Here is a 21,000-nt window from a genome sequence, read left to right as displayed (position 1 = left end):
GTGTTTGACCTTCGCCCCGGGTGAAGGTCGAGACTGGGCGGCATGGACGGACTCCTGCCGATCGGCGCGTTCTCCCGGGCGACGCTGATCTCGGCTAACACACTGCGGGCCTACCACGAGTCGGGGCTGTTGGAACCGGCCGTGGTCGACCCGCGCACCGGGTACCGCGGCTACCGGGTCGCCCAGTTCGGGGACGCGGCGGTGATCCGGCACCTGCGGGAGCTGGATGTGCCGCTGGCCGCGATCCGGGAGATCCTGGCCGCCCGGGATCCGGAGGTCACCCGGCGGCTGCTGGCCGAGCACCGGGACCGGATGCTGGACCGGGCGGCCCACGTGGAACGGGTGCTGCGCACCACCGGTGAGCTGTTGGACGCGCCGGAGATGGTGACCCCGGCGGCGGTCACCGAGCGGATCCTGCCGCCGGTCCGCGCGTTCACCATCACCCGGGAGGTGGCCGAGAACGACTTCGCCGGGTTCCTCGGCGAGGCGTACCGGCAGCTCACGGCCGTCACCGCGGTGGGGCCGCCGGGCGCCGTGTTCCCGGCCGAGTACCGGGACGAGCCGGTGCCGGTGACCGCCTACATGCCCGCCGCGGACGGGCCGACCCTGCTGCCGGGCGGACGGTTCGCGGTCACCGAGTTCACCGGCCCGTACCGGGAGATGGTCACCGGCTACCGGTCGCTGGGCGCCTGGCTGGCCGGGACCGGGCTGGCCATCGCCGGGCCGGTCCGGGAGTCCTACCTGCTCGGGCCGGGCGACGGGGTGACCGAGGACGCCTATCGCACCGAGATCTGCTGGCCACTACACCTGACGGAGGAATGATGCTCAAGCTGGAGAACATCACATTCGACTGCGCCGACGCCGCCGAGCTGGCCGGATTCTGGTCGCGCGCGCTGGACCGGCCGGTCGACGACGGCGCCAACCGGTTCCACGCCACCATCGGGTCCGCGGACGCCGGCCCCACTCTGATGTTCTTGCAGGTCGGCGAATCGAAGGCGGCGAAGAACCGCTGCCATCTCGACTTCTCCTCGGACGACCACGAGGCGGAGGTCAAGCGGTTGCTCGATCTCGGCGCGACCCACGAGGGCGACCACGACGAGTACGGCGTCCGCTGGACGGTGCTGCGTGATCCGTCGGGCAACGAGTTCTGCGTGGCCAGGGTATAGTCACCGGAACTCCGCTTCCCGGCCCAGGAGACACGTCGCAGACGGGCCAGGGACTCCGCCCGAAGCGCGGGGAGGAGGTGGCGACTCGATGTTCGCTGCCTACCGCACGGAGAGTTCCATGGATTTCGGCCTCGGCCTTCCCATCAGCGCACCGGCCCGCCTGCTCGACTGGGCCCGGTCGGCGGAAGCCCACCGCTTCGACAGCCTCGCCCTGCTGGACCGTCTCACCTTCGACAATCCCGAACCGCTGATCACGCTGGCCGCCCTGGCCGGCGCGACCACCCGCATCCGGTTGCAGACCGAGGTGCTGCTCGGCCCGCTGCGGCAGACCGCCCTGCTGGCCAAGCAGGTCGCCACCCTCGACCGGATGTCCGGTGGGCGGTTCGTGCTCGGCATCGGTGTCGGCGGGCGGGAGGACGACCACCTGGCCGCCGGCACCCCGCTGAACCGGCGCGGGCGGGCACTCGACGAACAGCTGCCCGCCCTCCGCCGCATCTGGCAGGGTCAGCCGTACGGCGGCTCGCCCATCGGGCCGCGCCCGCTCACCCCGACCGGCCCGCAGATCCTCATCGGCGGCTTCGCCCGTCCCGCGCTGCGGCGCATCGCGGCACACGCCGACGGCTTCCTCTGCGCCGCCCCGCTCACCTGGGCGGGCCCGCTCGTGGAGGCGGTCAACGAGGAATGGGAGGCGGCCGGCCGGGCCGGCCGGCCACGTCTGGTCTGCCAGATCAACGTGGCCGTCGGCCCGGCCGCCACCGTCGAACAGGCGAGCCGGGCCATCGCCGGCTACTACGCCTTCACCGGCCGCTCCGACTGGGGGCGGCCGCTCTCCGATCCGGCCCAGATCGCCGACACGGTGGCCGCCTACCGCGACTTCGGCGCCGACGAGCTGGTGTTCTACTGCTACGGCGAGGATCCCGCCCAGGTGGAGGCCCTGGCCGGCATCGTGTTCTGACGCCCGGTCAGGACAACGCCTCGGCCAGCTCCGCATAGGTCGGCGCCAGCAGCCGCAACGTCGCGGCGGCGGGCTTCATGTCGCCGGCCACGATGTCCCGCTGGAGCGCTCCGACCAGCCGCGCCTGCCGGGTGGCGACCGCGGCGGCCGCGGGGTGGCCGAGCCGGGTGAGCACGGCGGCCGCATCGGCGAGCCGCCGTGCGCCCACCCGGATCGCGAAGTGGGCCAGGTGATCCCGCACCTCGGGCTTCAGGCCCTCGGCCACCTGGTCGGCGAGCAGGAGCACGCCGGGTGCTCCCCCGAGCGTCCCGGCGGGAACCGGGAGGTCGCGGCCACGCAGCCAGGCCGCCGCTGCGGGCAGGCTCGCGCGCAGCGCATCGTCGGCGGCGACCTCCCGGACCCGCCGGAAAGAGCTTCGCATCGTGTACGCCGTGGATCGGTAACCGATGGTGTCGGCACGCCAGCTGGCCAGGAAGTCGGGCACCGGCAGGGTCGCGTAGGGGCAGCCGTGCGGGTCGTGGAAGCGCACCAGGTCGCCGTCGATCTCCAGCACCGCGACGAAGTGGTCCGACCCGATCGGGCCGGTCATCCCCGGCAGGTGCCGGAGCAGGCCGAACTCCACCGGTCCGGCCAGCACCGGCCCGGCCTCCAACGCGTCTCGCAGCCTGGCGAGTGCCTGCTCGTCGTCCTCGGCGCCGGCGCGTTCGCACGTCCAGCCGAGCAGGGCGATCGCGTCGTCCAGACCACGGTCCGGATCCCACCCGTACGGATCGAAGAGGGGTAGGCCTCCGCCGAGGATCTCGAAGCCGAACGGCGAGCCGGTCAGCACCTCGATCGTCGACGGCGATGGCGCTCCGGCGCCGAGCATCATGGCCAGCGAGTTGGCGTAACAGTAGGGACCGGATCCGATGTAGTCAGTCACAGACCCAGGCTGGCGCCTCACACGGTGGGAGAGTCAACCGCCTGCACAGGTTGCTTCCCACGCGCCTTGACGGTCCGGGCGAGCGCGGCCGGCGGCAGCCCGGCGAGGGCCACGGTTTCCCGGCTGAGGTGGGCCTGATCCACGTAACCGGCCCGGACCGCGAGTTCACCGAGGCCGCCCGCCGAGTCCAACAGGTCCAGGAAACGGCGGAATCGCAGCACCCGGTGCAGGACCTTCGGCCCGTAGCCGACCGCCGCGGTGAACCGGCGCCGCAACTGGCGGTCGCCGATGTCCAGCCGCGCGCTGAGGTCGTGAACCTGTGTGTGCGGGTCATCCAGCCACCGCGCCGCCGCGAGCATGGCCGGGTCCGGTGGCCGGTCCTCGGCGAACCCACCGGAGATGGTCACGAGCCGGTGCAGCGCCTCGGCCGGGGGCAGGTCGTCCGGCAGCCGCCGGGCCGCCTCGGGGCGCAGGTCGGACAGGTCGACGCGGAGGTTACGCAGCGGGTCCAGCGGCATGCCGAGCAGCGGTCCTCCGGCGCCGGGCCTCAGGCGTACCCCCATCATGGTCTTGCCGGCCGGAATCGTGGCCGGCATCGGCCCGGTGTCCGGACCGGCGAGAAACGCCCCGCGCCCCTGCTCCCAGATGAGGTCGACGCAGCCGTCCGGCAGCACCAGCGCCGGGGAGTCGCCGGCGGAGGGGGTCCGGCGCCACAGGCAGACCACGGAGCCACGCAGCGAAGGCGGCGGCGCCCACTCCCGGTAGCCCATGGATCCCAGTATCGCCGGGTGTCCGTTTCCTACAAGACGGCGCCGGACACCGCTGCCTATCGTCGGCGCATGACCGATTTCCTGGCTGCCGCCCGTTTCCTGCAACGTGAGGCCCGCCCGCTGGAGCGCCGCCTCTTCGCCACCTGTTTCGACGGTGCGTCACCGGACGGGGTGGTGGACGCGCTGCGCGCCTATCGGAACGCCGACGGCGGTTTCGGCCACGGTCTCGAACCCGACAAGCGCTGCCCGGCCAGCCTGCCGATCGACGTGGAGATCGCCTTCCAGTCGATGGCGATCGCCGGCGCCCACGACGCCCGCCTGCTGAACCACGCCTGCGACTACCTGGCCGGGGTGTCCGTCGGCGGTGCGGTGCCGCTCGCGTTCCCGGTGATCGAGGACCATCCGCGGGCCGCCCACTGGACCGACTGGACCTATCAGCCCGGTGTCAATCCGACCGCCGGGCTGGCCGGGCACCTGTACGCGCTCGGTTTCGACCACCCGTGGCGGGCGGCGGCGGCCCGGTTCTGCTGGGACGCCGTCGAGACCGGCACCCTGCCGGACGAGGTGCACGGGCTGTCCGAGGTGATGGCGTTCCTGGCGCACGTTCCGGACCGGGAACGGGCCGAGAAGCACGCCCCGGCCGTCCTGGAGCAGATGATCGGCACATCGATGTTCCAGGTCACGCCGACGCCCGGCGAGTACGGTCTCACACCCCTGCACGTCGCGCCGACCGCGGATTCACCGTGGCGGAAACTCTTCGACGACGCCCAGATCGACGCGCACCTGGACCAGTTGGCCGCCGCGCAACTGCCGGACGGCGGCTGGCCGGTCACCTGGGAGCCGCCGAGTGAGGCGTCACGTCTGGAGTGGCGCGGGTTCGTCACGTTCCAGGCGCTGCGGACGCTCACCTCGTACGGCCGCCTGGTCCACGACGAGAGCCGCGAGTAAGGCGGCGAGGGCGACCAGAACGGCGCCGTGCCAGCCGGCGCCGTGCAGCAGCGGCGCGGCGAGGGCGGCGCCGATCGCCCCGACGGCGAAGTACAGCACCAGGTAGACGCTGCTCAGGCTGCCGGATTGGCGCGGGTCGAGGGCTTGGACGCGGCTCTGGTTGGCGGCCTGGGCGGCGAAACAGCCGGCGTCGAGCAGGGCCAGGCCGAGCGCGGTGACCGGTGGGTGGTCGAGGCCGGTCGCGAGCAGGGCGGCTCCGGCGGCGGCGATCAGCAGGCTTGCCGCGATGACGGTGGGAGGACCGTAGCGGTCGGTGACGCGCCCGGCGTACGGCAGGACGGCGAAGCCGAGAAGCCCGGCCAGGCTGTAGAGGCCGATGACGGTCGGGCCGAGGGGGGCCAGCGCCAGCGCCAGGGTGACCCAGACGAGGTGGAAGGCCAGATACCAGAGGCCGCCCGAGGCGACCGCCCAGCGCAGCGCCCGGTGGCGGCGCAGGTGCCGGGGAAGCGCGACCAGCGCGGCGGCGTAGGTCTGGCCGGCGCGCGGACCGGTGGCGCTTCCCCGGTCGATGCCGGGCTGGCTTGCCGACTCGGTGGCGAGATTCCGGTCCGCGCCGGGCCGGGCGCCGGGCAGCAGCAGCTTGGCGGCGACCGCTCCGGCCAGGGCGACGGCGGCGAAGGCGAGCAGCATCCACCGCCATCCGAGCAGGTCGGTCAGTACTCCGCCGGCAAGACGGCTGAGCAGGATCCCGGCCGACATCCCGGCGGCCACCGTGGCGATGGCGGCCGTCCGCTGCCCGGCCGGCGCGTGCCGTCCGGCGATGACGCCGGCCTGTGCCGCCACGCTCGCGGCGGCGCCGATGACGAGGTAGGCGGCCGGCAGGACGGCCGGGTGAGACCCGGTCGCGGCGACGGTCAGCGCGGTGGCCAGAACGGCGAGATGCGCGGCGACGAGACGGTCCGGGGCGATCCGGTCGGTGAGCGGCAGCAGCAGGGCGAATCCGGCCATGCACCCGGCGAGCGCGGCCGTGGGCACGAGCCCGATCAGCGAGAGTCCGGCTCCGAGGTCGGCGGCGATCGTGGCCAGCGCGGGCTGGATGGCGTAGTTGTTGGCGATGGCCGTGCCGGCGATGGTGGCGAGAAGCAGGCGGACGACGGTCACGGCGCGGTGTGCCGAGTGAGGATCACGGTGTACCGGCACTCGCTGCCGGTGGCGTTGACGAAGGCCCGTTCCGCCGGTTCGCCGAGCTCGATGGTGTCGCCCGGCCCGAGCACGTGCACGGTGTCGCCGTCGTGGAAGGTGAGCTCGCCGTCGAGGACCCACACGACCTGCCGGATGAAGGCGAACGCGGCCGCCGGGTAGGGCACCCGGGCGCCTGGCGGCAGGTGGATCTCGGCGATCTCGGCCGGGAAGTCGGGGCCGGTGATCTGGCGGCGCCGGTAACCGGTCGCGGGATCCCGCCACTCGACGGCCTCGTCCCGGCGGCGGACCCCGCTCACCGGCTCAGAGTCGGTCTCGGCGAGCAGGGCGGCGATGCTGAGCTGGAAGGCGGCCGACAGTTTGCCCAGGATGACGGCGGTGGGGCTGCTCTCGCCGCGCTCGATCCGGCTGATCATCGCGGGTGACACCCCGGAGGCGTCGGCGAGCTGGGCCAGGGTCCACCGGCGGCCTTCGCGCTCCGACCGGATGCGGCTTGCGATTCGCCCCACCAGCGGGTCTACGATATTGGACATGAATCTAATATACGAGACGACGATCCGGGCGGCCGACGTCGGTGACATGGAGGGCATCCGGGCGATCCGCAACCGGGCCATCGAGCAGACGACGGCGCTGTGGACCGAGACGCCGCAGTCGGCGGCCGAGGCGACCGCGTGGCTGGCAGCGCACCTGGCACGGGGTTCGGCGTTCGTGGCTGAAATCGATGGGCAGGTGGCCGGATTCGCCACCTACGGACCGTGGCGGCCGCTCGACGGCTACCGGCACACGGTGGAGAACTCGGTGTACGTCCGCGAGGACCGGCACGGCCTCGGCATCGGATCGGCCCTGATGACGACGGTGATCGCCGCCGCGCGGGAGGCCGGGCACCACGTCATGGTGGCCGGCATCGAGGCGGGCAACACGTCGTCAATCCGGCTGCACGAGCGGTTCGGGTTCGAGCACGCCGGCACGATTCGTGAGGTGGGCACGAAATTCGGCCGCTGGCTGGACCTGACCATCATGCGACTACCCTTGGCGTGAGCCGCTCGGCCAGGTGCCCGGCGACGAAGCGGGCGTCGTCCTCGATGCCGTGCAGCAGTGTCGACCTGCGGCGGCGCAGCACCGGCAGGCCCAGCGCGTAAAGCCCCGGACTGTCCACGACACCGCCGTCGTGGCGCAGCCGGCCCTTCTCGTCGACGACCGGCACGTCCAGCCAGCGGTAGTCGGGACGGAACCCGGTCGCCCAGATGATCGTGGCGATCTCGCCGCCCCGCAGGTCGAGCCGCAGCCTCGGCGCGGCCGGAATCCGGGTCGGCTCGAACCCGGCCGGGCCGTCACCGATCCCGGCCCACTCGTCGAATCCGGCCAGCAGCCGTCTCATCTTGAGGTCGGCCAGCGAGCAGACGTTGCGCAGGCCGCCGGAGAACAGCGCCACCCCGTCCCGGACCACCGCCAGCCGCCCGACCGGTTCGACGCCGAGCCCGGTCAGCGCGTTGAGGTCGATGGTGGTGCCCGGTTCCCCGACCAGTTGCGGCGACGGCAACCGCCGGGCGCGGGCGAGGTCCTCGATCTCGTCGTAACGCTGCGCCCACACCCCGGCCGCGTCCATCCACCACAGCACGTCACGGCCACGATAGGTCCGTGGCAGGCGTACGTGCTCGCCCACCGACAGCACGACCGGCCGCCCGGACCGTCGCACCTCGGCGGCGAGTTGCACGCCGGTCGCCGACGCCCCGACCACGAGCACCCCGCCGTCGGGCAGCGATCCGGGGTTGCGGTACTCGAACGGGGTCAGCTGCGTGATCCCGTCGGGCACGCCGGCCGCACACTCCGGCACGACCGGCGCGTTGCACGCGCCAGACGCGATCACGACGGTCGCGCAGTCCAGGTCACCCTCGTCGGTGGAGACCCGATAGCCGCCATCGGTACGCCGTACCGAAGTGACCGCGGTGTTCTCCCGGACCGGCGCGGCGGTGTCCGTCGCGAAGTCGCCGATGAAGTCGGCCACCTGGCCGGCCGTCATGTACCCGTCCGGATCCGGCCCGCCGTACCCGTGGCCGGGCAGCCGGTTCAGCCAGTTCGGCGTGAGCAGGCGCAGCGAGTCCCAGCGTTCCCGCCGCCACGAGTTGGCGATCCGGCCCCGCTCCAGCACGATGTGGTCGATCGACCGCTCGCTCAGGAAGTGGCTGGCGGCGAGGCCGGCGTGCCCGGCGCCGATGACGACCGTGGTGACCCGTTGCGACACTCAGGCGACCTCGACCGTGACGCTGGTCGGGTTGGTGAGCGCGTCGTAGACGGCGGACCGCTTCTGCGACTGCGCGACCAGGGCCTCGATCTCCTCACGGCTGGCGTCGGCGTCGATGGCGAAGGTGACCTTGACGTCGTTGAAGCCGTTACGGACGTCGCTGTCGGCGCCGAGGATGCCGCGGATGTCGTGGTTGCCCTCGACCGTCGACGTGACCGAACGCAGTTGGATGCCCCGGTTCTGGGCGACCGAGGCGACGCCGGCGGTGAGGCAGCCGGCCAGGCCGACCAGAAGGTACTCGATCGGGGTGATGCCGTTGTCCTCGGCCGCGAAGATCTCCGGGTGGTCGGCGGTGAACTCGGTCTTCGTCTTGTGCGACTGCTCCTGGCCGAGACCGAAGAAGTTCTGGATCGTGGTGGTGCTGTGCACGCCGTTCTTCCACGTGGAGGTGGCCCGCCAGATGAACTGGGCGGCCTCCGGCGCACCCTTGAGGGCCTCACGCGCATCGAGCAGGGCCTGAACGTTGACGCCGTTATCGGTGGTGGTCATGGCTGGAATCCTTCCGCTTGATCCACTCTTCTACAACACCCATCGGGATGCTAGACAATGATCTTGGCCTGGCCTAGCGTTGTTTCCTGATGACGACAGTCGGTGTGGTAAAGACGCGGTTCCTGGACCTGCCGGAACCACTGCCGCTCGACTGTGGGCGCGAGCTGCGGTCGGTCCGGGTGGCCTACGAGACGTACGGCACCCTCGCCCCCGATCGGGACAACGTCATTCTCGTCTGCCACGCGCTCTCCGGTGACGCACACGCCGCCGGAATCGCCGCGGTTCCCCCGCAGGAGGGCACCCGGGAGGGTTTCGAGAAGAGCCTCGGCTGGTGGGACGGGATGATCGGGCCCGGCAAGGCGTTCGACACCGACCGCTGGTTCGTGGTCTCCACCAATCTGCTTGGCGGCTGCCGTGGCACGACCGGCCCGTCGTCGGTCGATCCGGCCACCGGCGAACCGTACGGGCCGGACTTCCCGGTGATCACGGTCGCCGACATGGTCCGGTGTGAACGCGCCTTCCTGGCCCAGCTCGGCATCGACCGGCTGGCCGCGGTGGCCGGCGGCTCCCTCGGCGGCATGCAGGCCCTGCAATGGGCCGTCGACCACCCGGATGCGGTCGGCGCGATCGTCGTCATCGCCTCCACGCACGCGCTGCAACCACAGGGGGTGGCGTGGAACGCGATCGCCCGTGAGTCGATCCAGCGCGACCCCGACTGGCAGGGTGGCCGCTACTACGGCACCGGCCGCTCCCCCGACGCCGGGATGGGCGTGGCCCGCATGGTCGGGCACATCACCTACCTGTCAGCGCCCGGCCTGGCGGCGAAATTCGGGCGCCGCCTGCAATCCGGCGCCGACATCCGCTACACGATCAGCGAGCCCGAGTACGAGGTGGAGAGCTACCTGCGCCATCAGGCCGCCTCGTTCGTGCGCCGCTTCGACGCCAACACCTACCTCTACACGTCCCGGGCGCTCACCTACTTCGACCTGGCCCGCGACCACGGCTCGCTGGAGGCGGCGCTGGCTCGCGTCCAGGCGCGGACGCTGCTGATCTCGTTCAGCTCCGACTGGCTCTACCCGCCGTCCGCCTCCCGGGAGATCGCCGACGTGCTGACCCGGCTGGGGAAACCGGTGGCGAACCACGTCATCGACGCGCCCTACGGTCACGACTGTTTCCTGCTGGAGGAGGCCCGGCAGACCCCCATCGTCCGCGACTTCCTGGAGGAGAAGATCTCATGAGCGAGCTTGCGCATGTCGGCGCCGCAGCGAAGCGGAGGTGACGGTGTGAGCCGGGCGGAGGAGCCGCACGAGTTCGGGTTCGAGACCAGACAGCTGCACGCCGGGCAGCGGCCGGATCCGAACACCGGCGCCCGGGCGGTGCCGATCTTCCAGACCACCAGCTACGTGTTCGAGGATCCGGAGTCGGCGGCCGCCTACTTCAACCTCCAGGAGTACGGCAACACGTACTCGCGGATCATGAACCCGACCGTGGCCGTCTTCGAGGAGCGGGTGGCGAACCTGGAGGGCGGCAGCGGCGCGGTCGCCTTCGCCAGCGGCATCGCGGCCCAGGCGGCGGCCCTGTTCACCCTGCTGGAGCCGGGTGACCACGTGGTCGCCTCGGCGGCGCTCTACGGCGGCACCGTCAACCAGCTCAAACACCTGCTGCGCAAGATGAACGTGGAGCTGACCTGGGTGGACCCGGACGACCCGGCACTCTGGCGCAAGGCGGTCCGGGACACCACGAAGGCGTTCTTCGGCGAGACGATCGGCAATCCGGGCGGCAACGTCCTGGACATCGCCACGATCGCCGGGATCGCCCACGAGCACGGGCTACCGCTGATCGTGGACAACACGTTCGCCACGCCGTACCTGTGCCGGCCGATCGACTGGGGCGCCGACATCGTGGTGCACTCGGCCACCAAGTTCATCGGCGGGCACGGCACCAGCATCGGCGGCGTGGTCGTGGAGGCCGGCACGTTCGACTGGTCCAACGGCCGTTTCCCGGTGGTCGCCGACCCCTCGCCCGCGTACCACGGCTTGAAGTTCCACGAGACGTTCGGCACCTACGGCTACCTCATGAAGCTGCGCGCCGAGACGCTGCGGGACCTGGGTGGCGCGATGTCGCCGTTCAACGCGTTCCTGTTCCTCCAAGGCCTGGAGACGCTGTCACTGCGGATGGAACGGCACGTGGCCAACGCCCGGCGGGTCGCCGAGTTCCTGTCCACCCACCCGCTGGCCTCGAACATCACCTACCCGGGCCTGCCCGGCAGCCGCTACCAGCCGCTGGTGGAGAGGTATCTTCCGCTCGGCGCGGGCGCGGTCTTCTCGTTCGACTGCGCGGGCGGGCGCGACGGCGGCCAGACCCTCATCCGCGGCGTCCGGCTGTGGTCACACCTGGCAAACATCGGCGACGCGAAGAGCCTCATCATCCATCCGGCCAGCACCACACACCGGCAACTGAGCGACGACGAGCTGCGGGCCGCCGGGGTCGGGCCGGGAACGGTCCGGCTGTCGGTCGGCACCGAGTCGGTCGAGGACCTGATCTGGGACCTGGAGCAGGGCTTCCGGGAGGTGGCGGAACGGTGAATCGATACCAGGATCCGCTGACCATCCAGCGGGTGCTCAACACGGCGAAGACGATCGCGATCGTCGGCCTGTCCGGAAACGAGTTGAGAGCCAGCTATTTCGTCGGCTACTACATGCGGCGGCACGGCTACCGCGTCATCCCGGTCAACCCACGCGAGTCCACGATCCTCGGGGAGACGTCCTACCCGAGTCTCGCCGACGTGCCCGTACCGGTCGACGTGGTGAACGTCTTCCGCGCCCCGAGCGCGTTGCCGCAGATCGCCCGGGAGGCGGTGGCGATCGGAGCGGACACACTGTGGACCCAGTTCGGCGTGATCAACCAGGAGGGCGCCGATATCGCCACATCCGGCGGCCTCACCGTCATCGTGGATCGCTGCCTGAAAGTCGAACACGCCCGCTACGTAGGCCGCATGCACTGGCTCGGCTTCAACACCCAGCGCATCACCTCAGTCCGCTCCGGCCTTCAATAAACCCATTTCCGGTACGCGGTGGACCGCCCACCGCCGAATTCCCCGTCCCGCCCGCTCCGCGGGGCGAGGACTTGGCTATGCGTTACCTTCACCCGCGCACTCGGCCCCGAGGACGTGTTCGCCCGGTACGGGGCCGACCCGGACCAGGCACGTCTGCTCGACTGGGACGCGGCCTCGGACTTGGTCTCGGGCGAATCAGGTGACGGGACGGTGTCGCTGCTGCGGGCCGGCAGGATCGGTGAATGGGTCTTCTGCGTCGAGGAGGACGGCAGCATCGGCCTTGCGGAGGAATCGCTCGCGGAGTTGTCTCGGGGAACTGAGACGTACAGTGTGGCGACCACCGAAGGCATCGACGTCTTCCAGTACTGGCGCGACGGAGAGTGCGTCGAGTACTTCGAGCCCGGGATGCGGCACAGCCGGTCTGAACCGTTCGGCCCCTGGTGGGATCGGGTGGAGGAGGTGCTCGCCGCCCACGAAGGCGAGGGCGCCGGGATGGCTCCAGTGGTGGCCCTCGTACTCGAGCACCTCGGCATCACCCTGGACGACGCAGCGCTCGCCGGGCCCTGGCCCAGTCTGACGCTCGCCGAGGACGACTCACCAGCGGCATCGCTGGGCGGCGACTACGCGGGCGAGGGACCAGTTCCGCTCGGGGCCGTCCTGGACTTCGGCCCGTCGAATGGATCGTCCTGAATGGCAGGATCGGCCTCGCCGTCCCGGGCCACGACGAGGCCAGGCCATGCGGCCGAAAGCCTGCGGGCCGCGATCGCAGACCTCGTCACGGCCCGCTGCGATCACCGGCCGGAGTGAATGAAGCCGGCCCAGGCTTCACTTGGCGGGGCAAGCGGGACTCGAACTCGCGACCGAGGGGTTACGAGTCGCATTTACGGCCCCATTTCGACCAGCCTTCGTCCATGTTTATCCAACTTCTGTGAGTGCGCATTCGACGCTTAACCACCACCATTGGCGTCAATTGATTTTGGCCTTTCTCCCCAGGGCACGGGTACCGTTCGATCGTGGCGAGAATCGAACCCAAGAACAGCGGTTGGCGTGCCGTGTGGCGTTTCAACGACCAGAAAATCACCCTCACATGGCCCGACGCAGCGGGCCGGGGTGTGGGCGCAGGCCCTGACCGGGTTGCAGTCCTTGGCTGATGCGGCCGGGTTGATCACATGGCACGTCAGCGTGGATTCGACCACCGTCCTGGGCCCAGGGGCTTCGCCGCCAGTTCGATCTTCTCCGCAAACGCGTTCTGCTCAGCCGCGGATCAGACACCCTGGGGTCAGTTGCGATCACGAGATGGGGTCAGGACCAGAACCCATTTTCAGCCGCCGTTGACACCACCGAATGCCTGATCATGCGAGGTGTCGGTAGCCAGCCGTTTACACGGAGATGAAACCCAGGCGCAGGCACGTCAGAAAGACTTGATTAGTCTCGCGAGCGAGAGCACGACGTTACCGCCGTCCAGGCAGGGGTATCCGTCGAGAATCGAGATCAAGCGGGTCATCGCCCGCTCGACGCGTAGAAGGCCCGCCCCCGACGCGGCAAAACGATGAGGGCGGACCACCTACCACGTACGGCCCTGTTCTAGCTGTCAGGCTAGGCGGGGCCGTTCCCCTTGAGCACACCTGCGAGTGTCGCGATGGCGGTCAGCAGAGCGGCGAGGGCGCTGATCAACGCCGCCACCGCCGCCGGGTTCTGCCACCATCGACGACTTCTTTGAGGGCCGTCCGTCACGGTTCTGCTCCTTTCCGGTCCTCGACCAGTTCGAGAACTTTCCAGCTGAAAGGTCCCGGATCCTGGTCGACCGTCAAGGAGTGCTGCGAGACAGCATATCGACCACCTCCCCTAAACCCACCGCGTGGCCATATCGAACGCATGTTCGATAGTAAGCCTGCGTGTTTCAGCAGCTCAAGAGGGTCATGGGGGCACCCCCGCACCCCCGCGCGTCGCCCGGACGGTTCGGCATCCGGCCGTCCGGACGGGTTAGAAACCTTGGAGCCCGACAATCTTCGGGACACCGCCGGAGAGCGCTCGCGCTGCGACCTGACCGGCCCTGTAACCCAGCTATGGATTCGCTGTTTCAGTGTTGGATGCGGGATCCGGCAGACGGAGGAACTGGGCGCAGCATGAGAGACAGGTGACGGCATCACGCTTGCGGCGGATTGCCTCGCTGCGCTGGCCATGGAGGGTGAAGACGTTTCACGAATTTCGGCCGGATCGTCTTTACCGTATTCGGTTCTCGCAATGACGGCGAGGAATAGTCCGGAGGCGAGTAGGAGGATGGCGAAGTCGGCGACTCTCAACCGAGAACTCAATGCCACGCTGGGAGGGGTTGGTACCGCTCGAAGCCTGCCCGTCCTCGCCAACAAGATCGCCAACTAGGCACGGCTCGCGGACCTGACCCGCTGGCGGTGGCCGGTGCCGTTCCGGCTGTCGTCGGGCCGCCGCGAAATCAACCCGCACCAACTCCTGACCGGAACCGACCCTCCCGACCTGCGATCACCGGCCGGAGTGGATGAAGCCGGCCCAGGAAACCGTGTCGGCAGCGCCGGGATCCGGCAGCCGGCGCCGCAGTTCGGCGGGCATCGTGGCAGGTGGCTGCCGGTCCGATGCCAGGAGCCACAGCTGGGCGGCCCGCAGTGCGTGAGCCGGGCGCAGCCCACGGTCGCGCAGATAGTGGTGGAACATGAACATCAGCACCGATGTGGCGGCGTCCGGCACATTCCACTGGGCGCCGACCACCGTGCGGACGCCGTTCGCCAACAGGGTGGTGCTCAGGCTGAACGCCTCGTCGTCGCCGCGGCCGGACACGCTACTGCTGCAGGCAGCCAGCACGGCGAGCCCGATCGCCCGGTCCGGGCCCGCGGACACCGCCTGGACGAGTTCCTCGGCGGCGAGCCGGGAGCCACCGACCAGGAGCAGGTACGACGTGTCGCCGGCGTCGGAGCCGGGCGTGACAGTGCCATGACAGGCCAGATGCAGCATGGTGCCGCCGTCGGGCGCGCTGAGCCACGACCGTACCTCGGCCGGTGTGCCGGCGCCCTGCGGGCCGACCGTGCCGTCAGCGGTACGGCCGAGGTAGTGGGCGCGGCCGTAGAAGGCGCCGTGCACCGCCAGCGCCTCGGCCCGTGCGGAAGGCAGATCGGCGGCCGCACCGGCAGTGTCCGGGTCTCCCACGATGAGCCCGGTGTCACTTACCGCGACGTCGCTGCGCCAGGCCGCGTCGCAGAACAGGCGTGCGGACGCCGCGTACGAGAACACCGCGTCCTGCACGGCGTAACGGTGTTCGCCGCCGGCCTGCCGCCGTGCGGCATGCCACGGGATCCGGGTCAGGTCGCCCATGGGGATGAGGACGATATGCGGCGGCCGCCCGGTCGGTGCCGGAAGGTGCTTCTCCAGGAGGGGGCCTATCGCCGCCGTCCAGGCCCAGTCGCACAACCCGTCCAGGGTGGTGTCTGCATCGGGGACCAGGTCGCGCCATTCTCCTTCGGAGGCCCGCGCAGTCGTGGCGAGGAACGCGTCGAGGTCGGTGACGGGTCCGGTGGCCAGCGCCGGTAACGCGACCGCGGCGGGTGGCGAGTCGGTCCGGATCACCACCGCGACACCGTCCATGGTCGGTGGCTGTCGGGTGAGGTCGCCGGGGATCAGCGCGAGGTAGACGAGCGCGTCGGCACCCGTGGCTCGCAGCGCCGCCTGGATCTCGTAGCTGCTCGGTGGGTCGAGCAGCCGGACCGGGCCGGTGCCGATGTCGGCCGATACCGATCCGTCGGCGGCGGCACGGACACCGGTCAATGCCGCCATGACTCGGCGGCGCAGGTCGAACGGCACCAGCGCCACGCCGTTAGCGGCGGCCGCCCGCCACTCGCCGGCGAGCTGGACCTGGCCGTCGTGCTCCAGCCGGGTGGCGAGATCGCGGGTCTCGATCGCCGCGTACAGGATCAACGCGCGCGCCGCGTCGAGCGATGCCGCCCCGCCGGCTACGTCGCCGTCGTTGAGGCACCATCGGGCAGCCTCCAGCGCCTCCATCGCGGCGGTACGGGCGGAGGCGTGGACGTCAGCGGTCCGAGCCTGCAGCAGCACACTCCACGCTCGCCGGCGCAATCCCTCCCGGGCCGTCTCGCGGCTCTGCCCCAGTCGGCCGGCCAAGCGGTACGCGTACGACAAGGGAAGCGCGATGCCGGCCCGCAGGCCCTGGAACGAGGTGGCCGCCAATTCGCTGGCCTCCTCCAGTTCGGCGGTGGCCGCGGGCAGATCGTCGCGGGCGCCGGTCACGTCGATCCGCCGCAGCCGTGCCATCCCGAGCTGGACCAAGAAGGGAATCCGTCGTGACGGTTGATCGGCGGGCAGCGTCGCCACCACCTGCTCGAGCTGCGACACGGCCGCGTCGAGGGCCGCGGGCGAGTCCTGGGCGAGCCCCATTTCGGCGAACGCCAGCAGCGCGAGCCGAAGGCTGCGGTCGTTTTCGGTGAGGTGCGGCTGCTGTGCCATGCGGCGGATCGTGGCGAGGTCGGCCTGTGCCGTAGCCGGCGGCGTGGTCCCGCCCGCCATAAGGTCGGCCTGTAGGCGGGCGAACATCTCGAGTGTCGTCCGGACGTCGTCGAGCCGTGCCCGGCGCCGATCGGACGGGTCGAGGTCGGCGATGGCGGCGATGCCCCGCTCGACGGCCGCCACCGCGGCGCCGAGGTCGCCGTGCGCGGCCGCGTCGATGCTCTGTGCCATGGCATCGTTGATCTCGGCGTTGTGGCGCAGCGTTGCCGGTGGCACCCGGTCGCGGGCCTGCGCCGCTTGCGCGGCGAAGCGGGAAACCCCGGCCAAGTCGCCGTCGGTCCAGGCGAGCATACCGCGCGCGGCTGTCTGGAACTCTTTCAGAGCCTGGGCGTACGGTTGCATGTCGCCGATCAGGTCAGCCAGCTCATCGAGTTCGGCGAGCAGGGTCTGCGGGTCGAGGTTGTGGGCGCCGGTTTTCACCTTCTGTGTCAGTGCGACCATGCGCTCGATCGCCGCAGTGCGCTTGTCACCGCTCAGTTCCTGGTTCATCGCATCCTCCGCCGTCGGTCAGGTCTCCCACCCGGGAACTGGCGGACAGAGGTTCACCGAACAGGCCTCCTGGGTGCGGGGCGGGATCATGCGATGGCCACCTGGGCTCTTTCGACGCGCACGGCAGGCGAGAGTCCTGACCGAGAAGTTCGCGGATGTCAGAGGCGGTGAGCCCAGCGGAGGCGAATTTCCCGCCGTCCATCACCCCGGCGAACAGTTCGGCTTTGCGGGCCTGCAACGCCATCACCTTCTCCTCGATGGTGTCCCTCGCTACCAAGCGATAGACCATCACGCTGGCTCCCAGGGCTGTCTCCATGCGCTTGAGACAGCCCTGAGGGTCAGCTGGAGTTGAGCTCAGGCCGGGCGCGTTACGGCCTGGAGTGCCGGGGAGATCGCGGGCCACCGAGCTCAGCCCGGCGGGCGCGGCACAGGCGGGAGCGGGCAGCCGGCTCGCGCCGACCGGGCGGGGCGGCCCTGAATGGGCGGGGCGAGGTCACGCGTACCGATGAATGGTTTCAAGCCGGTTTGAGGTCGAGGGCTGCGGCAGCCCGGGTGAGCGCGTCGATGTGCTGATCCACCGTGGTGATGCCCGGCTGGGTGGTGTTGACGGCAAGGTGTGTGGCGCCGGAATCTCGCCACGCCGGCGCCTTCGCGGCCTGGGGGGGGGCGGCGCGGGCCCCCGGGCCGCCGGCCCCCCCCCGGGGGGGGGGGGGGGCGCGCCCGCCCCCGCCGCCCCCCCGGCTGATGACGCGCTGGGCCGCCTCGAGTTCGGCGCTACCGGGTGCGAGCTGCGGGAACCAGCCGTCGCCGAGCCGGCCGATGCGGCGGTAGGCGGGCGCCGAGCCGGCGCCGAACCAGAGCGGGATGGGGCGCTGCACCGGGTGTGGCGCGATTCCGGCGCCGGTGACCGTCTCGAACTCGCCGTGGTGGGTGATCGACCGTTCCGTCCAGTACCGGCGCAGCAGGGTGATCTGCTCGTCGTAACGGCGGCCGCGGTTGTCGAAATCCTGGCCGAGCGCCTCGAACTCGACATGGTTCCAGCCCACGCCGATGCCGAGCCGGAACCGGCCGCCGGTCAGCAGGTCGACCTCGGCGGCCTGCTTGGCGACCAGGGCGGTCTGCCGCTGCGGCAGGATGATGACGGCGGTGGCCAGCTCCAGCGAGGTGATCGCGGCGAGGTGGCCGAAGAGGACGAACGGCTCGTGGAAGGTGCTGTCCACGTCGTAGGCGCGGGTCCAGCCGGGGTGGGCGGCCCGGTCGGCCCCGAGCACGTGATCGGCGGCCCGCAGATGGGTGTAGCCCAGTTCTTCGGTGGCCTGTGCGTAGGCGCGGACCGCGCCGCGGTCCGCGCCCAGCGTGGTCTGCGGGAAGATCACTCCGATGCGCAGCGTCATGCCGCCAGCCTAGTGAAACTCCCCTGTTGACAGCTTTTACGATCCGTTCAAGGCCGAGCAGTTGGTGGTGGCCGGGCGGTCCGCGAGCCGGTCGCCGAGCCAGCCGACCGCGGTGCCCTGGTCGCTGAGCAGCGGTCCGAAGTGGTTGATCACCGGGCTGGGGACCTTGGGCAGGCTGATCGGGGCGTAGACGACCTCGCCGCCGAGCCGGCACCAGTCGGCGGCCATGGCACGGGCCTGCGCGAAGGGGACGAGGTTGTCGTTGACACCGGTGGCCACCCGGATCACGCCAGTGGGCCGGCGCGTTCCGATGGTCTGCCCGGCGAGGTAGTCACGCAGCGCCGGCTCGGCCTTGATGATCTCGGAAACCGACTGGCCGGTGGTCGTCCAGGCGGTGCTGCGTTTGTTGGCGTAGGTGAGGATGGCGTCACCGACGCACATCGTGGACAGCTTCTTGAGCGTCGACCGGCCGGCCGCGTTGAGGTAGCGGTCGAGCAGCGTCTGGAGGGCCGGTTCGGACTGGGCGAAGCCGTTCACCGACCAGCCGAGCGCGCCCAGCAGCTCACTGCCGTCGATGGCCGCGGTGACCTCGGCCAGGTTCGCCGGGGGCGCGCCCGCGTAGCCGGCCTTCAGCGGCACGTCCGGGGCGTAGGTCGACTGGAGTTCGGCGGCCGACGCGACCGCGCCACCGCCTTGGCTGTAACCGTAGAGGCCGACGGCGGATTGCCCGGTGAGTGAGGTGTTCGGCAGTGCCAGGGCGGCCCGGGCGGCGTCGAGCACGGCGTGGCCGGAGTCGAGCCGGTTGACGTAGGTGTGCAGGCGGTCGGTGGTGCCGAGTCCCACGTAGTCGGTCTGTACGACGGCGATGCCCTTGGCGAGGAACCGGTACATCGCCAGGATCTCGTAGCCGACCGAGACCGTCGACTGGCTGCCCAGGCTGATGACCAGGCCTTTCTGGAGGGCCAGCGAGGTGGAGCACTGGTCACCCTGGCCCATCGTGCCGGGGGCGAGCACGACCAGCGGGCGGGCGCCGGGTCCGCGCCAGGCGGCGGACGGCTCGATGTAGGCGCCGGTCACGGCGACCGGGGACCCGCCCGCGTCGGTGGACCGGTACATGATGCGCGTCGCCTTGCCCGGCAGCGTGCCGGTGATGCCGGGCAGGGACAGGGCGAGTTTGAGGGGTTCGGTGCGGATCAGCGTGCCGTTCGCCGACGGAAGCACATCCGGAGGCGTGTAGAAGGCCGGGATCTTGACGCCACGTGAGGTGACGGCCTCGGCCAGCTGGGCCGGCAGGACGGTCACACCGGCGACGGTTCCGGCGAGCAGTGCGGCAGCGATGCGGGTTCGTACGGACATCCGGCCTCCCTCGGGTCAGCCCGCACAGGCATCGATTATTTCCAATGCTTCATGCGGGTTACCGGACGGTAACCAGACGTAGTGAGACATTCCAGAGGCTCAATCTCTCATTCCAGTACCCTCACTTTCGTCAGGGGCCGGTCCTGACCCACGTCCGATGGCGGGAGGCCCGGCCGTGCCTACGGTTCATGGGCATGGCAATCGAGACGCGGATCGAGAATGTTCCGGATGTGGCCGGTGGCTGGTATCGGGCGATCGTCGAGTGGGCGGCCACCACTCCGGAGTTCGTGCAGGGCTTCATGGCGCATTTCACCGAGCTCGGCGTGGTGCTGCTGGCGGGAATGTGGGCGCTGACGGCTTGGCGTGCCCGCCGGAGCCGGGCCCTGACGAGGGTGCTGGCCGGCGGCGTGGGGGTGGTGCTGGCGTACGGGCTGAGCGAGTGGTCGAAGACCTACCTGGACGCGGAACGCCCCTGCCGTACCTTTCCCGATCTGACGATCGTGGCCAGCGCATGCCCACCCACCGGGGACTGGTCGTTCCCGAGCAACCACAGCACCATCGCGGCCGCGCTGGTCGTGGCGATCCTGCTGGTCTCCCGGCGGACGGGTCTGCTGGCGCTCCCGGTCGGGTTGCTGGCCGGATTCTCCCGGGTGTTCGTCGGCGTGCACTACCCGCACGACGTGGTGGCGGGTTTCCTGATCGGGGCCGTCGCCACCGCGATCGTGGTCACCCTGCTGCCGCGGCTCCCGCTCATCCGAGCATTTCAGCCTGGTACGCGAGAAGCGCGGCCTGCACCCGGTTCCGCAGCCCGAGGCGGGCCAGGATCGCGCTGACGTGCGCCTTCACGGTCCCCTCGACGAGGTGCAGCCGGACCGCGATCTCCGCGTTGGACAATCCCTCGCCGACCAGCCGCAGGACGTCGCGTTCCCGCCCGGTCAGGACCGCCAGCTGTTCGCGAGCCGCCGCGCCCCGGGTCACGTGCCCGCCGCGGAAGTGGGTGATCACCCGGCGCGCGACCCGCGGCGACAGGTAGGCGCCGCCCTCGGCCACTGCCCGCACCCCGGCGATGAGCTCGCGCGGGTCGCCGGTCTTGAGGACGAACCCGCTGGCGCCGCCGTCCAGGGCCCGGGCGATGTACTCGTCCTCGGAGAAGGTGGTCAGCACGACGGTGGCGGTCGACGGCACCGTCCGCCGAATCTCGGCGACCGCCTCGAGACCGTCCATGACGGGCATCCGGATGTCCACCAGCGCGACGTCGGGGCGGTGCAGGCGGGCCTGTTCCACCGCCTCCCGGCCGTCGGCGGCCTCGGCCACCACCTCGATCGACGGTTCGCCGGCGAGGATCGCGCGGACGCCCGCACGGATCAGCGCCTCGTCGTCGGCGAGCATCACGCGGATCAACATGG

22 protein-coding genes are annotated in these 21,000 nt (G+C 70.7%); 10 read left to right on the top strand and 12 right to left on the bottom strand.

The window, feature by feature from the left end:
• Positions 1-42 precede the first annotated feature (42 nt).
• From J5X75_RS08005 to J5X75_RS07995, 3 genes are all read left to right on the top strand, one after another.
• Positions 43-822, top strand: a complete 780-nt coding sequence (locus J5X75_RS08005) for a MerR family transcriptional regulator (RefSeq protein ID WP_208466669.1) — start codon at positions 43-45, stop codon at positions 820-822.
• Positions 822-1,166 carry a VOC family protein gene (locus J5X75_RS08000; protein WP_208466668.1) on the top strand — a complete coding sequence of 115 codons (345 nt, stop codon included), beginning with the start codon at positions 822-824 and terminating at the stop codon, positions 1,164-1,166. The genes J5X75_RS08005 and J5X75_RS08000 overlap by 1 nt, the downstream gene beginning before the upstream one ends.
• Before the next feature lie 118 nt (positions 1,167-1,284).
• Positions 1,285-2,121, top strand: a complete 837-nt coding sequence (locus J5X75_RS07995) for an LLM class flavin-dependent oxidoreductase (protein WP_208466667.1) — start codon at positions 1,285-1,287, stop codon at positions 2,119-2,121.
• A 7-nt stretch (positions 2,122-2,128) separates the two neighbouring features.
• On the opposite strand, the gene J5X75_RS07990 is transcribed toward J5X75_RS07995, so the two are convergent.
• Entirely contained in the window at positions 2,129-3,043 is a 915-nt protein-coding gene (locus J5X75_RS07990; protein WP_307797976.1) for a YobF C-terminal domain-containing protein, read from the bottom strand.
• 17 nt (positions 3,044-3,060) lie between these two features.
• Positions 3,061-3,813 carry a helix-turn-helix domain-containing protein gene (locus J5X75_RS07985; protein WP_208466666.1) on the bottom strand — a complete coding sequence of 251 codons (753 nt, stop codon included), beginning with the start codon at positions 3,811-3,813 and terminating at the stop codon, positions 3,061-3,063.
• Positions 3,814-3,882: 69 nt separating this feature from the next.
• Here J5X75_RS07985 and J5X75_RS07980 point away from each other — a divergent pair, with 69 nt between their 5' ends.
• Positions 3,883-4,761: a hypothetical protein gene (locus J5X75_RS07980; RefSeq protein ID WP_208466665.1), complete on the top strand. Its 879-nt coding sequence runs from the start codon at positions 3,883-3,885 to the stop codon at positions 4,759-4,761.
• On the opposite strand, the gene J5X75_RS07975 is transcribed toward J5X75_RS07980, so the two are convergent.
• Both J5X75_RS07975 and J5X75_RS07970 read right to left on the bottom strand, forming a co-directional pair.
• On the bottom strand, positions 4,669-5,922 hold the full coding sequence (locus J5X75_RS07975; protein WP_208466664.1) for an MFS transporter: 1,254 nt from the start codon (positions 5,920-5,922) through the stop codon (positions 4,669-4,671). The two genes, J5X75_RS07980 and J5X75_RS07975, sit on opposite strands and share 93 nt — an antisense overlap.
• Positions 5,919-6,494, bottom strand: a complete 576-nt coding sequence (locus J5X75_RS07970; protein ID WP_208466663.1) for a helix-turn-helix domain-containing protein — start codon at positions 6,492-6,494, stop codon at positions 5,919-5,921. Before J5X75_RS07970 ends, J5X75_RS07975 begins: the two co-directional genes overlap by 4 nt.
• Here J5X75_RS07970 and J5X75_RS07965 point away from each other — a divergent pair.
• Positions 6,493-6,999: a GNAT family N-acetyltransferase gene (locus J5X75_RS07965; RefSeq protein WP_208466662.1), complete on the top strand. Its 507-nt coding sequence runs from the start codon at positions 6,493-6,495 to the stop codon at positions 6,997-6,999. The two genes, J5X75_RS07970 and J5X75_RS07965, sit on opposite strands and share 2 nt — an antisense overlap.
• On the opposite strand, the gene J5X75_RS07960 is transcribed toward J5X75_RS07965, so the two are convergent.
• Both J5X75_RS07960 and J5X75_RS07955 read right to left on the bottom strand, forming a co-directional pair.
• Positions 6,977-8,203 carry an NAD(P)-binding domain-containing protein gene (locus J5X75_RS07960; RefSeq protein ID WP_307797975.1) on the bottom strand — a complete coding sequence of 409 codons (1,227 nt, stop codon included), beginning with the start codon at positions 8,201-8,203 and terminating at the stop codon, positions 6,977-6,979. The genes J5X75_RS07965 and J5X75_RS07960 overlap by 23 nt on opposite strands.
• On the bottom strand, positions 8,204-8,752 hold the full coding sequence (locus J5X75_RS07955) for an OsmC family protein (RefSeq protein WP_208466661.1): 549 nt from the start codon (positions 8,750-8,752) through the stop codon (positions 8,204-8,206). It lies immediately after the preceding gene.
• 89 nt (positions 8,753-8,841) lie between these two features.
• Between J5X75_RS07955 and metX the strand changes: the two genes are divergently transcribed.
• Genes metX through J5X75_RS07935 form a run of 4 tightly spaced genes read left to right on the top strand, consistent with a single transcriptional unit; the run spans position 8,842 to position 12,497 of the window.
• Entirely contained in the window at positions 8,842-9,990 is a 1,149-nt protein-coding gene (gene metX, locus J5X75_RS07950; protein WP_208466660.1) for a homoserine O-acetyltransferase MetX, read from the top strand.
• A 45-nt stretch (positions 9,991-10,035) separates the two neighbouring features.
• Positions 10,036-11,337: an O-acetylhomoserine aminocarboxypropyltransferase/cysteine synthase family protein gene (locus J5X75_RS07945; protein ID WP_307797974.1), complete on the top strand. Its 1,302-nt coding sequence runs from the start codon at positions 10,036-10,038 to the stop codon at positions 11,335-11,337.
• Complete coding sequence (locus J5X75_RS07940) at positions 11,334-11,807, top strand: CoA-binding protein (RefSeq protein ID WP_208466658.1); 474 nt, start codon at positions 11,334-11,336, stop codon at positions 11,805-11,807. Before J5X75_RS07945 ends, J5X75_RS07940 begins: the two co-directional genes overlap by 4 nt.
• 18 nt (positions 11,808-11,825) lie before the next feature.
• Complete coding sequence (locus J5X75_RS07935; RefSeq protein ID WP_307797973.1) at positions 11,826-12,497, top strand: DUF6461 domain-containing protein; 672 nt, start codon at positions 11,826-11,828, stop codon at positions 12,495-12,497.
• 906 nt (positions 12,498-13,403) lie between these two features.
• Here the strand turns inward: J5X75_RS07935 and J5X75_RS07930 are convergent.
• From J5X75_RS07930 to J5X75_RS07910, 5 genes are all read right to left on the bottom strand, one after another.
• Entirely contained in the window at positions 13,404-13,541 is a 138-nt protein-coding gene (locus J5X75_RS07930; RefSeq protein ID WP_208466656.1) for a hypothetical protein, read from the bottom strand.
• A gap of 765 nt (positions 13,542-14,306) precedes the next feature.
• Positions 14,307-16,844, bottom strand: a complete 2,538-nt coding sequence (locus J5X75_RS07925; RefSeq protein ID WP_208466655.1) for a CHAT domain-containing protein — start codon at positions 16,842-16,844, stop codon at positions 14,307-14,309.
• On the bottom strand, positions 16,822-17,136 hold the full coding sequence (locus tag J5X75_RS07920) for a hypothetical protein (RefSeq protein WP_208466654.1): 315 nt from the start codon (positions 17,134-17,136) through the stop codon (positions 16,822-16,824). Before J5X75_RS07920 ends, J5X75_RS07925 begins: the two co-directional genes overlap by 23 nt.
• 223 nt (positions 17,137-17,359) lie before the next feature.
• A complete protein-coding gene (locus tag J5X75_RS07915; RefSeq protein WP_372450853.1) occupies positions 17,360-18,232 on the bottom strand; it encodes an LLM class F420-dependent oxidoreductase in 873 nt (290 codons plus the stop codon).
• A 42-nt stretch (positions 18,233-18,274) separates the two neighbouring features.
• Positions 18,275-19,594, bottom strand: a complete 1,320-nt coding sequence (locus J5X75_RS07910; RefSeq protein WP_208466652.1) for a lipase family protein — start codon at positions 19,592-19,594, stop codon at positions 18,275-18,277.
• A 194-nt stretch (positions 19,595-19,788) separates the two neighbouring features.
• Between J5X75_RS07910 and J5X75_RS07905 the strand changes: the two genes are divergently transcribed.
• Complete coding sequence (locus J5X75_RS07905) at positions 19,789-20,427, top strand: phosphatase PAP2 family protein (protein ID WP_238487519.1); 639 nt, start codon at positions 19,789-19,791, stop codon at positions 20,425-20,427.
• On the opposite strand, the gene J5X75_RS07900 is transcribed toward J5X75_RS07905, so the two are convergent.
• On the bottom strand, positions 20,345-20,998 hold the full coding sequence (locus J5X75_RS07900; RefSeq protein WP_274383454.1) for a response regulator: 654 nt from the start codon (positions 20,996-20,998) through the stop codon (positions 20,345-20,347). The two genes, J5X75_RS07905 and J5X75_RS07900, sit on opposite strands and share 83 nt — an antisense overlap.
• Between the last annotated feature and the right edge of the window lie 2 nt (positions 20,999-21,000).

This window comes from Actinoplanes flavus, from assembly GCF_017592555.1.
GTDB lineage: Bacteria > Actinomycetota > Actinomycetes > Mycobacteriales > Micromonosporaceae > Actinoplanes > Actinoplanes flavus.
This window is presented reverse-complemented; position numbering and strand designations above follow the sequence as displayed.